The following is an 11,911-nucleotide window of genomic DNA, read 5'->3' on the forward strand; positions in this document are numbered from 1 at the left end:
GACAGCAACGATGTCGGATTACATCCAGGAACAGGGTGCGGCGGCCAGCAGCTCCAGCCGCCGTGAAGAACGCAAGATCATTTTCGCGTCATCCCTCGGGACGGTTTTCGAGTGGTATGACTTTTTTCTCTATGGCGCGCTGGCAGCGGTCATCAGCAAGCAGTTCTTCGCTGGCGTGAACGACACCACCGCTTTCATCTTTGCCCTCATGGCCTTCGCTGCAGGCTTCCTGGTACGGCCGTTCGGCGCGCTGGTGTTCGGGCGCCTGGGGGACATGATCGGGCGCAAGTACACCTTCCTGGTCACCATCGTGCTGATGGGGCTGTCCACCTTTGCAGTGGGCCTGTTGCCGACTTACGCCAGCATCGGCATCGCCGCGCCGATCATCCTGGTGGTCCTGCGCATGCTGCAGGGGCTGGCGCTGGGCGGTGAATATGGTGGTGCCGCCACCTACGTGGCCGAGCATGCGCCGCACGGCAAGCGTGGTTTCCACACCGGTTTCATCCAGTCCACCGCCACGCTTGGTTTGCTGCTGTCCCTGCTGGTGGTATTGGGCAGCCGCTACATCAGCGGTGATGAGTTCGAAACCTGGGGCTGGCGCCTGCCGTTCCTGCTGTCGATCTTCCTGCTGGCGATCTCCACCTGGATCCGCATGAGCATGCACGAGTCGCCGGCCTTCGTGAAAATGAAGGCCCAAGGCAAGATCAGCAAATCGCCGATCCGTGAGTCGTTCACCTCCTGGCCAAACCTGAAAGTAGTGCTCACCGCCCTGTTCAGCATCAACGCCGGGCAAGCCGTGACCTTCTACACGGCGCAGTTCTACGTGCTGTTCTTCCTGACCCAGATGTTGAAGATGGACCCCGCCCAGGCCAACACCCTGTTGATCATCAGCGTGGTAATCGGTGCGCCGTTCTTCGTGTTCTTCGGCTGGCTGTCGGACCGTATCGGCCGCAAACCTATCCTTATGCTTGGCCTGCTGCTGGCCACGGTACTGTACTTCCCACTGTTCAAGGCGCTTAGCCATTACGCCAACCCGCAGATCGACGCCGCCAGCCGTCAGGCGCCGATCGTGGTCACCGCCGACCCGAAAAGCTGCACCTTCCAGTTTGACCCGGTCGGCAAGGCGCGTTTCGACAGCCCATGCGACAAGGTCAAGACCTTCCTGGTCAAGCAAGGCCTGCCCTACAGCTCGGTAAGCGTGGCGGGCAGCGATGTGGTGGTGAACATTGGTGACAAGACCATCAATGGTTTCGACGAAGCCGCCATGCGCAGCGCAGTGGAACAGGCTGGCTACCCGGCCAAGGCTGATCCGGCGCAGGTCAACGAGGTAATGGTGGTGGTGCTGATCGTGGCGATGATCCTGATCGCGACCATGACCTATGGACCGCTGGCGGCAGTAATGGTCGAGCTGTTCCCGACCCGCATACGCTACACCTCGATGTCGTTGCCCTACCACATTGGTAACGGCTGGTTCGGCGGCTTCCTGCCAACCTTGTCGTTCGCCCTGGTGGTTTACACGGGAGATATCTTCTACGGGCTGTGGTACCCGGTGTTGGTCACCGGGATCAGCCTGGTGGTAGGAATCTTCTGCTTGAAAGAGACCAAGGATGTGGATATCGACAAGGTCTGATGCTGTCCACATGCCATAAAAAAACCGGCTGTAAAAGCCGGTTTTTTTATGCCTCGAAAAAACTTATGCACGTTTTCAAGAAAAATGTCATACGAAGAAATTAACAATAAATACAGTTACTTAGCGACGACTTGGAGCATTGACTGGAAAAACTGCTAACAAGTTATCCACAGAATTTCAAGCCAGCTGCTCCTGGGGTTTTTCATCCACCGGTGGCAGCGAACCCATGGCCCGCTGGGTCGCCTCGTTCCATGCCGCAGCGCGGTCGTTGAGCTCGGCAATGGCACGTGGCCCGGTGCCGTTGGCGTACATCGGCGCGCCAATTACCACCTCGATGGTGCCCGCGCGCTTGCCCCAGCCTGTCTTGGGCCAGTACTTGCCAGCGTTGTGGGCAATCGGCAGCACCGGCAGCCCGGCGTTGACCGCCAGTGCAGTACCGCCACGGGAAAACTTGCCAACCGTTCCGAACGGTACGCGGGTGCCTTCCGGGAAGATCAGCACCCAGGTCTTCTGCTTGAGCAGTTCATCACCCTTGCTCGCCACTTGGCGCAGGGCTTCCTTGGGGTTGTCGCGGTTGATCGCGATCGGCCGCAGCATGGCCATTGCCCAGCCGAAGAACGGCACGTAAAGCAGCTCACGCTTGAGCACCTGGCTTAGCGGCGAGAAGTACTGGGAAAGGAAGAATGTTTCCCAGGTGCTCTGGTGGTTGGACAGGATCACACAAGGCTCGGCCGGCACGTTTTCGGCGCCGGTGATCTTGTAGTCGATGCCCAGAATCGTCCGCACCAGGAACAGCGCGCAGCGGCACCAGTACACGTTGATGAACTTGTAGCGCTTGGGGAACGACAGGAACGGCGCGATGAAGAAGCTCAGCGAGCACCACAGCAACGAACTGGTGCCCAGCAGCAGGTAAAAAAGAAAGATTCTGATCGCCTGCAGGATCGACATAGTGGCTTGTACCATTGCGGGCGTGCCCGCCTGAGAAAAATGCGCCCGGGGGCGCACTGTTTAAATTAGTTCTCTGGCGATAGCTGCCAGATCGTCGAAAATCAGTGTAGTTTTCGCAACGCCCTTTTCCAGGGTTCGCTCGCCCTTGCCGGTTTTTACCAACACGGGTTGTGCACCGACGGCCAGGGCGGCCTCCAGGTCACCTGTGCTGTCGCCAACAAACCAGACGCCTGCAAGGCCGACCTGGTAATGCTCGGCGATCGCCTGCAGCATGCCGGGCCTGGGCTTGCGGCAGTCGCAGCCCTGGTCCGGCCCGTGCGGGCAATACACGATGTGGCCCACCTCGCCGCCCTGCTCGGCCACCAGCGCGCGCAGGCGCGCGTGCATGGCCTCGAGGGTTGCCAGCGAATAATAGCCACGGGCAATACCGGACTGGTTGGTGGCCACGGCCACCGTCCAGCCCGCCTTGCTCAACTGCGCGATCGCTTCGATCGAGCCCGGGATCGGTACCCACTCTTCCAGCGTCTTGATGTAGGCGTCGGAGTCGTAATTGATCACCCCGTCACGGTCGAGAATCAGCAGTTTCAAGGCTTACCCCAGCAGCGAAATGTCGGCCACGCCCAGGAACAGACCGCGCAGGCGGCTGAGCAGGGCATAACGGTTGGCGCGTACCTTGGCGTCTTCGGCGTTGACCATCACCGCCTCGAAGAAGGCGTCGACCGGGTCACGCAGTGCTGCCAGTCGGGCCAGCGATTCGCTGTACTGGCGTGCAGCAGCCATTGGTTGCACGGCCTGGTCGGCCTGCTGGATGGCCGAGTACAGGGAGAACTCGTTGGCATTGTCGAAGTACTTGGGCTCGACCTGTTCGGCGATGGCGCCTTCGGCTTTGCTCAGCAGGTTCGACACGCGCTTGTTCACCGCAGCCAGTGCTTCGGCTTCCGGCAGCTTGCGGAAGGCCTGCACAGCCTGTACCCGCTGGTCGAAGTCCAGCGCAGAACCTGGCTGCAGGGCACGTACCGACAGGTAGGTAGCCACATCGATGCCTTCGTCTTCGTAACGTGCACGCAGGCGGTCGAAGATGAACTCCAGCACCTGCTCGGCCAGGCCGGCAGCCTTGACCTTGGCGCCGAACTGCTTGACGGCGAACTCCACTGCACCGGTCAGGTTCAGGTCCAGCTGCTTCTCGATCAGGATACGCAGCACGCCCAGGGCGGCGCGGCGCAGGGCATACGGGTCTTTGCTACCGGTGGGCAGCATGCCGATACCGAAGATGCCGACCAGGGTGTCGAGCTTGTCGGCGATGGCCACGGCAGCACCGGTAAGGGTCTGCGGCAGCTCGGCGCCAGCACCGCGCGGCATGTACTGCTCGTTCAGGGCCAGGGCAACGTCCTGCGGCTCACCGTCGTTGAGCGCGTAGTAGTAACCGGCAACACCCTGCATCTCGGGGAATTCGCCGACCATTTCGGTGGCCAGGTCGCATTTCGACAGCAGGCCGGCACGGCCAGCGCGCTGGGCGTCGCCGCCGATCAGCGGGGCAATGAACGCGGCCAGGCGGGAAACGCGTTCGGCCTTGTCGTACACGGTACCCAGCTGAGCCTGGAACACCACGTTTTTAAGGCGCTCGTTGAAGGTTTCCAGCGGCTGCTTCTTGTCCTGCTTGAAGAAGAACTCGGCGTCGGTCAGGCGTGGGCGCACGACCTTTTCGTTACCTTGCACGATCTGCTGCGGGTCGCGGCTTTCGACGTTGGCCACGGTGATGAAGCGCGGCAGCAGCTTGCCTTCGCTGTCCAGCAGGCAGAAGTACTTCTGGTTGTCCTGCATGGTGGTGATCAGGGCTTCCTGCGGCACCTCGAGGAAGCGCTCCTCGAACGAGCACACCAGCGGCACCGGCCACTCGACCAGGGCAGTCACTTCGTCCAGCAGCGCCGGCGGCACGATGGCGCTGCCTTCCTGCTGCATGGCCAGCTCGGCGGTACGCTTGCTGATCAGTTCGCGGCGCTCGGCGAAGTCAGCCAGCACGTAGGCTTTGCGCAGGTCTTCGACGTAGTTGGCCGGGGTGGTGACAAGCACGTTTTCCGGGTGGTGGAAGCGGTGGCCGCGGGATTCACGGCCGGCCTTTTGCGAAAGGATGGTGCAGTCGACCACCTGGTCGCCGAGCAGCATCACCAGCCATTGGGTCGGGCGCACGAACTCTTCACGGCTGGCCGCCCAGCGCATGCGCTTGGGGATCGGCAGGTCGTTGAGGGAATCTTCGACGATGGTCGGCAGCAGGCCAGCGGTAGCCTTGCCCGGGATGTGCTGGGAGAAGCGCAGCTTGGCGCCGCTCTGGTCGATTTCGGCCAGCTCTACACCGCATTTCTTGGCAAAGCCCAAGGCAGCCTGGGTGGGCTCGCCGTCTTTGAAAGCAGCCTGCAGGGGCGGGCCATCGATGTTGATGCTGCGGTCAGGCTGCTGCACGTCCAGCTGGCGAATCAGCACGGCCAGGCGGCGCGGCGCGGCGTACACCTGCTTGCCGGTGTAGTTCAGGCCGGCGGCCTGCAGGCCTTTCTCGATGCCGGCCAGGAAGGCGTCGCCGAGGGTAGCCAAAGCTTTGGGTGGCAGCTCTTCGGTGCCCAGTTCTACCAGGAAATCTTGAGCACTCATTGTGCAGCCTCCAGCTTAGCCAACACTTCGTCACGCAGTTCAGGGGTGGCCATCGGGAAGCCCATGCGTGCGCGGGCTTGCAGATAGCTTTGCGCCACGTCCCGGGCCAGGGTACGTACGCGCAGGATGTAGCGCTGACGCTCGGTTACCGAGATGGCGCGACGGGCGTCCAGCAGGTTGAAGGTGTGCGAGGCCTTCAGGACCATTTCGTAGGTCGGCAGCGGCAGGTCCAGCTTGATCAGGCGGTTGGCTTCGCTTTCGTAGAAGTCGAACAGTTCGAACAGCTTCTCGACGTTGGCGTGCTCGAAGTTGTAGGTCGACTGCTCCACTTCGTTCTGGTGGAACACGTCGCCGTAGGTGACCTTGCCGAACGGGCCGTCGGCCCACACCAGGTCGTACACCGAATCGACGCCCTGGATGTACATGGCCAGGCGCTCGAGGCCGTAGGTGATTTCACCGGTGACCGGGTAGCACTCGATACCGCCCACCTGCTGGAAGTAGGTGAACTGGGTGACTTCCATGCCGTTGAGCCAGATTTCCCAGCCCAGACCCCAGGCGCCGAGGGTCGGCGATTCCCAGTTGTCTTCGACGAAGCGAATGTCGTGCACCAGCGGGTCCAGGCCAATGGCTTTCAGCGAGCCGAGGTACAGCTCCTGGAAGTTGGCCGGGTTCGGCTTGAGCACCACCTGGAACTGGTAGTAGTGCTGCAGGCGGTTGGGGTTTTCGCCATACCGCCCGTCGGCGGGGCGACGGCTAGGCTGCACGTAGGCAGCGTTCCAGGTTTCTGGGCCGACGGCACGCAGGAACGTGGCGGTATGGAAAGTGCCGGCGCCTACTTCCATATCGTAGGGCTGAAGCACCACACAACCTTGAGCTGCCCAGTAGTTCTGCAGGGCGAGGATCAGGTCTTGGAAGGTACGCACGGCTGGCGTAGGCTGGCTCACGAAATTCACCTGTATCTGGGGATGCGGATGTAAAGAGCGGGAGTATAACCTGATTCGCCTCGCCCTCTACTCATTGGAGCCTTATGCCACGCTGCTTTTGGTGTACCGACGATCCGTTGTACCAGGCCTACCATGACCAGGAATGGGGAACGCCGCAGCGTGATCCGGCGTTGCTCTTCGAGATGCTTTTGCTCGAAGGGTTCCAGGCGGGCCTGTCGTGGATCACCGTATTGCGCAAACGCGAGCGTTATCGCCAGGTGATGCACGGCTTCGACGCGGCGGCACTTGCGCACATGACCGACGAACGCATCGAGGAACTGATGCAGGACGCCGGCATCATCCGCAACCGCCTCAAGCTCAAGGCCGCCCGGCGCAACGCCCAGGCCTGGCTGGCTGTGGACAACCCTGGCGAATGGCTGTGGTCGTTCGTTGGCGGTGAGCCAAAGATCAATCACTTCAAGGGCCGCAGCGAAGTGCCAGCGGTGACCGACGAAGCCAAGGCCATGAGCAAGGCCCTGCAGAAAGCCGGCTTCACCTTCGTCGGCCCGACCATCTGCTACGCCTTCATGCAGGCCACCGGCATGGTCATGGACCACACCACCGATTGCGATCGCTACGCCGCCTTGCTGCGCTGAGGGGTTACAATGCGCGCCTCGCTGAAATAAGGAATTGGCCTGTGGAAAAGTTCAAGGGCGCCCTGATGGTCGGGGTGCTGCGTCTGTTTGCCAAGCTGCCCTGGGGCGCTGTGCAGCGCGTCGGCGCCGGTATCGGCTGGTTGATGTGGAAGGTGCCCAACGGTTCGCGCAATGTGGTGCGCATCAACCTGGCCAAGTGCTTCCCGGAGATGGACCCGGCCGAGCGCGAGCAGCTGGTGGGCCGCGCGCTGCGGGATATCGGTAAATCCTTTGTAGAAAGCGCCTGTGCCTGGATCTGGCCGCCGCAGCGTTCGCTGGATCTGGTCAAGGAAGTGCACGGCCTGGAAGTGCTGGAGCAGGCCTTGGCCTCGGGCAAGGGTGTGGTCGGCATCACCAGCCACCTGGGCAATTGGGAAGTGCTCAACCACTTCTACTGCAACCAGTGCAAACCGATCATCTTCTACCGTCCGCCAAAGCTGAAGGCTGTGGATGACCTGCTGCGCGAGCAGCGGGTGCAGATGGGCAACCGCGTGGCACCTTCGACCAAGGAAGGCATCCTCAGCGTGATCAAGGAAGTGCGCCGCGGTGGCCAGGTGGGTATCCCGGCCGACCCGGAGCCGGCGGAGTCGGCGGGCGTGTTCGTGCCGTTCCTCGGTACCCAGGCACTGACCAGCAAGTTCGTGCCGAACATGCTGGCGGGCGGCAAGGCGGTCGGGGTATTCCTGCATGCCCTGCGGCTGCCGGATGGGTCGGGCTTCCGGGTGATCCTGGAGGCGGCGCCCGAGGCGATGTACAGCACCGATGTGACCGAATCGGCTGCTGCCATGAGCAAGGTGGTCGAGCGCTATGTGCGTGAGTACCCGAGTCAGTACATGTGGAGCATGAAGCGCTTCAAGAAGCGCCCACCCGGCGAGCCGCGCTGGTACTGAGATCTTGGGGGCGCTCCGCGCCCCTTTCGCCGGCAAGCCAGCTCCCACATTGACCGCGCAGGCCTGGGGCTGTGCTTCAACCTGGGGGAGCCAGGGTTTTGCGCTGGGTCCAATAGCCTACCTGGTCCCTGTGGGAGCTGGCTTGCCGGCGATGGGCTGCAAAGCAGCCCCGGCAATCTCAAGCTTTGTTCAGTTTTTTAAGAAAAACGGTCATCTCTTTCTCGGCCTGCTTGTCGCCATGAGCTTGTGCCGCCACGATCCCGTCTTCCCAGGCCTTGCGCGCTGCCGCCAGGTCACCCTGCAGCTGATACGCCTTGCCCAGCAGCTTCCATGCCGCCGAATACTTCGGGTCCTGCTCTACGCAGCGTGCCAGGTGCACAGCCGCTTCCGCTCCGTTGCCCTCGTCCAGCCAGGCCTTGCCCAGGCCAAACCGCAACAGCGGGTTATCCACACCCTTGGCCAGCATCTTCTCCAGCGATTCGCGCATGCCTTCTTCTCCTAGAAGAAACTCAAGCCGACGTGGAATAGCTTCTCCACATCCCGAATATGCTTTTTATCCACAACAAACAGGATCACATGGTCGCCTGATTCGATCATGGTGTCGTCATGGGCAATCATCACCTCTTCGTCACGGATGATCGCACCGATGGTGGTCCCCGGCGGCAGGGCGATGTCCTCGATGGCCTTGCCCACCACCTTGCTCGACTTCGAGTCGCCGTGCGCCACCGCCTCGATGGCCTCGGCCGCGCCGCGTCGCAGCGAGTGCACGCTGACGATGTCGCCACGGCGTACGTGCGCCAGCAGGGTGCCGATGGTGGCCAGCTGCGGGCTGATGGCGATGTCGATATCACCGCCCTGCACCAGGTCGACATAGGCCGGGTTGTTGATGATGGTCATCACCTTGCCCGCGCCCAGGCGCTTTGCCAGCAGCGAGGACATGATGTTGGCTTCGTCATCGTTGGTCAGCGCCAGGAAGATGTCGGCGTCGGCGATGTTCTCTTCCAGCATCAGGTCCTTGTCCGAAGCGCTGCCCTGCAGCACCACGGTGCTCTCCAGGGTATCGGAGAGGTGCCGGCAGCGGGCCGGGCTCATCTCGATGATCTTCACCTGGTAGCGGCTTTCGATGGCTTCGGCCAGGCGTTCGCCAATCTGCCCGCCCCCGGCGATGACGATGCGTTTGTTGGTTTCATCAATACGGCGCAGTTCGCCCATCACGGCGCGAATGTCCTTCTTCGCGGCAATGAAGAACACCTCGTCGTCGGCCTCGATCACCGTATCGCCCCGTGGGGTGATCGGCCGGTCGCGGCGGAAGATGGCTGCCACGCGGGTGTCTACGTTGGGCATGTGCGCGCGGATCTGGCGCAGCTGCTGGCCGACCAGCGGGCCGCCGTAGTAGGCCTTCACGGCCACCAGCTGGGCCTTGCCCTCGGCGAAGTCGATCACCTGCAGCGAGCCCGGGTGTTCGATCAGGCGCTTGATGTAATTGGTCACCACCTGCTCGGGGCTGATCAGCACGTCGACCGGGATATGGTCGTTGTCGAACAGCTCCTCGCGGGTCAGGTAGGCGGACTCGCGCACCCGGGCGATCTTGGTCGGGGTGTGGAACAACGAATAGGCCACCTGGCAGGCGACCATGTTGGTTTCGTCGCTGTTGGTCACTGCCACCAGCATGTCAGCGTCGTCGGCACCGGCCTGGCGCAGCACCGTAGGCAGCGAGCCACGGCCCTGCACGGTACGGATGTCCAGGCGGTCGCCGAGGTCGCGCAGGCGGTCGCCGTCGGTGTCGACCACGGTAATATCGTTGGCCTCGCTGGCCAGGTGCTCTGCCAACGTCCCGCCTACCTGGCCTGCGCCGAGGATGATGATTTTCATCCGTTACTCCCTACCCTTGGTCTTATCCGCGCGAGGCGGCGATCTTGATCAGCTTGGCATAGTAGAAGCCGTCGTGGCCGCCTTCCTGGGCCAGCAGCTGGCGGCCGTGGGGCTGGCGCAGGCCGGCTTCGGTAGCCAGGTCCAGCTCACGGGCGCCCGCGGTACGGGCAAGGAACGCCTCGATCACTTCGGTGTTCTCGGTCGGCAGGCTGGAGCAGGTGGCGTACAGCAGCATGCCACCCACTTCCAGGGTCGGCCACAGGGCATCGAGCAGCTCGCCCTGCAGCGTGGCCAGGGCCGGGATATCGTCGGCCTGGCGGGTCAGCTTGATATCCGGGTGGCGGCGGATCACGCCAGTGGCCGAGCAGGGCGCGTCCAGGAGGATGCGCTGGAACGGCGTGCCGTCCCACCAGCTGGCGGTGTCGCGGGCATCGCAGGCGATCAGCTCGGCGTCGAACTGCAGGCGGTCGAGGTTCTCGCGCACGCGGATCAGGCGCTTGGCTTCGAGGTCGATCGCCACCATGTGGCCCAGGCCCGCTTCGGCCTCCAGCAGGTGGCAGGTTTTGCCACCCGGGGCACAGCAGGCGTCGAGCACGCGCTGGCCGGGGGCCAGTTCGAGCAAGTCGGCAGACAGTTGCGCGGCTTCGTCCTGCACACTTACCCAGCCTTCGGCGAAGCCTGGCAGGCCGCGCACGTCACAGGCTTCGGCCAGCACGATGCCGTCACGGCTGTACCGACAGGCGCTGGCGCCCACCCCTGCTTCGGCCAGCAGCGCCAGGTAGGCGTCGCGGCTGTGGTGGCGGCGATTGACCCGCAGGATCATCGGCGGGTGGGCGTTGTTGGCAGCGCAGATGGCTTCCCACTGCTCGGGCCAGAACGCCTTCAGCTGCTTCTGCAGCCAGCGTGGGTGGGCGGTACGTACCACCGGGTCGCGCTCCATGCCGGCCAGTAATTCTTCGCCTTCGCGTTGAGCACGGCGCAATACCGCATTGAGCAGGCCCTTGGCCCACGGCTTTTTCAACTTGTCAGCGCAGCCTACGGTCTCGCCGATGGCGGCGTGGGCCGGGATGCGGGTGTAAAACAGCTGGTACAGGCCGACCAGCAGCAGCGCCTGTACATCGGCATCGGCGGCCTTGAACGGCTTCTGCAACAGCTGGGCGGCGAGCAAGTCCAGGCGTGGCTGCCAGCGCGCGGTGCCGAACGCCAGGTCCTGGGTCAGGCCACGGTCACGCTCATCGACCTTGTCCAGCTGCGTTGGCAGCGAGCTGTTGAGCGAGGCCTTGCCGCTGAGCACAGCGGCAAGGGCACGGGCGGCGGCGAGGCGCGGGTTCATTGGCCCAGCACCTTGCCAGCGGCGAACTTCTCGCGCCGGCTGTTGAACAGGTCGCTGAAGCTCAGCGCCTTGCCGCCAGGCAGTTGCAGGCGGGTCAGGCTGAGCGCCTGGTCACCGCAGGCGACCACCAGGCCGTCCTTGCTGGCAGACAGGATCTCGCCAGGGGCGCCCGTGCCTGTGGACAAGTTGGCGGCCAACACCTTCACGCTTTCGCCATCGAGGGTGCTGTGGCAGACCGGCCACGGGTTGAACGCACGGATCAGGCGCTCCAGCTCGACGGCCGGGCGGCTCCAGTCGATGCGCGCTTCGTCCTTGTTCAGCTTGTGGGCGTAGGTGGCGAGGGCATCGTCCTGCACTTCACCTTGCAGCGAGCCGTCGGCCAGGCCGGCAATGGCCTGCACCACGGCAGGCGGGCCCATTTCGGCCAGGCGGTCGTGCAGGCTGCCGCCGGTGTCGTCGGCGCTGATCGGGGTGACCACCTTCAGCAGCATCGGGCCGGTGTCCAGGCCTGCTTCCATGCGCATCACGGTGACGCCGCTTTCGGCGTCACCGGCTTCCACGGCGCGCTGGATCGGCGCCGCACCGCGCCAGCGTGGCAGCAGTGAGGCGTGGCTGTTGATGCACCCCAGGCGCGGGATATCGAGCACCGCCTGCGGCAGAATCAGGCCATAGGCAACCACCACCATCAGGTCTGGCTTGAGCGCGGCCAGTTCGGCCTGGGCGTCGGCATTGCGCAGGGTTTGCGGCTGGAACACCGGGATGTCATGGGCCACGGCAAGCGCTTTGACTGCACTGGGCATCAGCTTCTGGCCACGGCCGGCAGGGCGGTCGGGCTGGGTATAGACGGCCACGATGTCGTAAGGGCTGTCGAGCAGGGCCTTGAGGTGTTCGGCGGCAAACTCTGGAGTGCCTGCAAAGACGATGCGCATGGAGTTCTCGCTTCAAAATAGAAAAAGGCTTGCCGGAGCAAGCCTTCT

At 63.2% G+C, this 11,911-nt stretch carries 11 protein-coding genes; 3 read left to right on the top strand and 8 right to left on the bottom strand.

Going from position 1 to position 11,911, the window contains the following annotated elements; all coding sequences use genetic code 11:
* The first annotated feature begins 10 nt into the window (after positions 1–10).
* The gene (locus AC5O5I_RS00060) at positions 11–1,630 is read left to right on the top strand and encodes an MFS transporter (RefSeq protein ID WP_494511888.1); all 1,620 of its coding nucleotides are present in this window, start codon (positions 11–13) and stop codon (positions 1,628–1,630) included.
* A gap of 177 nt (positions 1,631–1,807) precedes the next feature.
* Here the strand turns inward: AC5O5I_RS00060 and AC5O5I_RS00065 are convergent, their stop codons facing one another.
* From AC5O5I_RS00065 to glyQ, 4 genes are read right to left on the bottom strand one after another with little or no spacing between them, the layout of a single operon-like run.
* Positions 1,808–2,593 carry a lysophospholipid acyltransferase family protein gene (locus AC5O5I_RS00065; protein ID WP_494511889.1) on the bottom strand — a complete coding sequence of 262 codons (786 nt, stop codon included), beginning with the start codon at positions 2,591–2,593 and terminating at the stop codon, positions 1,808–1,810.
* A 45-nt stretch (positions 2,594–2,638) separates the two neighbouring features.
* The gene (gene gmhB, locus AC5O5I_RS00070; protein ID WP_494511890.1) at positions 2,639–3,166 is read right to left on the bottom strand and encodes a D-glycero-beta-D-manno-heptose 1,7-bisphosphate 7-phosphatase; all 528 of its coding nucleotides are present in this window, start codon (positions 3,164–3,166) and stop codon (positions 2,639–2,641) included.
* Between the two features lie 3 nt (positions 3,167–3,169).
* Complete coding sequence (gene glyS, locus AC5O5I_RS00075; RefSeq protein WP_172231281.1) at positions 3,170–5,221, bottom strand: glycine--tRNA ligase subunit beta; 2,052 nt, start codon at positions 5,219–5,221, stop codon at positions 3,170–3,172.
* Positions 5,218–6,165, bottom strand: coding sequence for a glycine--tRNA ligase subunit alpha (gene glyQ, locus AC5O5I_RS00080; RefSeq protein WP_043198565.1), 948 nt, complete (start codon positions 6,163–6,165; stop codon positions 5,218–5,220). Before glyQ ends, glyS begins: the two co-directional genes overlap by 4 nt.
* 83 nt (positions 6,166–6,248) lie before the next feature.
* Between glyQ and AC5O5I_RS00085 the strand changes: the two genes are divergently transcribed.
* On the top strand, positions 6,249–6,800 hold the full coding sequence (locus AC5O5I_RS00085) for a DNA-3-methyladenine glycosylase I (RefSeq protein ID WP_172286915.1): 552 nt from the start codon (positions 6,249–6,251) through the stop codon (positions 6,798–6,800).
* Positions 6,801–6,841: 41 nt separating this feature from the next.
* Positions 6,842–7,729: a lysophospholipid acyltransferase gene (locus tag AC5O5I_RS00090; protein WP_172232060.1), complete on the top strand. Its 888-nt coding sequence runs from the start codon at positions 6,842–6,844 to the stop codon at positions 7,727–7,729.
* 178 nt (positions 7,730–7,907) lie between these two features.
* Here the strand turns inward: AC5O5I_RS00090 and AC5O5I_RS00095 are convergent, their stop codons facing one another.
* Genes AC5O5I_RS00095 through fmt form a run of 4 tightly spaced genes read right to left on the bottom strand, consistent with a single transcriptional unit; the run spans position 7,908 to position 11,863 of the window.
* On the bottom strand, positions 7,908–8,216 hold the full coding sequence (locus AC5O5I_RS00095; RefSeq protein WP_172232063.1) for a tetratricopeptide repeat protein: 309 nt from the start codon (positions 8,214–8,216) through the stop codon (positions 7,908–7,910).
* An 11-nt stretch (positions 8,217–8,227) separates the two neighbouring features.
* Positions 8,228–9,601 (bottom strand): Trk system potassium transporter TrkA, encoded by a 1,374-nt coding sequence (gene trkA / locus AC5O5I_RS00100; RefSeq protein ID WP_016712794.1) that lies wholly within the window; start codon positions 9,599–9,601, stop codon positions 8,228–8,230.
* A 22-nt stretch (positions 9,602–9,623) separates the two neighbouring features.
* Positions 9,624–10,934, bottom strand: coding sequence for a 16S rRNA (cytosine(967)-C(5))-methyltransferase RsmB (gene rsmB / locus AC5O5I_RS00105; RefSeq protein ID WP_494511891.1), 1,311 nt, complete (start codon positions 10,932–10,934; stop codon positions 9,624–9,626).
* A complete protein-coding gene (fmt, locus tag AC5O5I_RS00110; protein WP_172286917.1) occupies positions 10,931–11,863 on the bottom strand; it encodes a methionyl-tRNA formyltransferase in 933 nt (310 codons plus the stop codon). The genes rsmB and fmt overlap by 4 nt, the downstream gene beginning before the upstream one ends.
* Between the last annotated feature and the right edge of the window lie 48 nt (positions 11,864–11,911).

Source organism: Pseudomonas sp. 9_2_1, assembly GCF_059295275.1.

Excerpts from the sequence above, each read along its gene's own strand:
- AC5O5I_RS00060 (WP_494511888.1), top strand. The coding sequence starts at position 11 with ATGTCGGATTACATCCAGGAACAGGGTGCGGCGGCCAGCAGCTCCAGC.
- AC5O5I_RS00065 (WP_494511889.1), bottom strand. The coding sequence starts at position 2,593 with ATGGTACAAGCCACTATGTCGATCCTGCAGGCGATCAGAATCTTTCTT.
- glyS (WP_172231281.1), bottom strand. The coding sequence starts at position 5,221 with ATGAGTGCTCAAGATTTCCTGGTAGAACTGGGCACCGAAGAGCTGCCA.
- AC5O5I_RS00085 (WP_172286915.1), top strand. The coding sequence starts at position 6,249 with ATGCCACGCTGCTTTTGGTGTACCGACGATCCGTTGTACCAGGCCTAC.
- AC5O5I_RS00095 (WP_172232063.1), bottom strand. The coding sequence starts at position 8,216 with ATGCGCGAATCGCTGGAGAAGATGCTGGCCAAGGGTGTGGATAACCCG.
- trkA (WP_016712794.1), bottom strand. The coding sequence starts at position 9,601 with ATGAAAATCATCATCCTCGGCGCAGGCCAGGTAGGCGGGACGTTGGCA.
- rsmB (WP_494511891.1), bottom strand. The coding sequence starts at position 10,934 with ATGAACCCGCGCCTCGCCGCCGCCCGTGCCCTTGCCGCTGTGCTCAGC.
- fmt (WP_172286917.1), bottom strand. The coding sequence starts at position 11,863 with ATGCGCATCGTCTTTGCAGGCACTCCAGAGTTTGCCGCCGAACACCTC.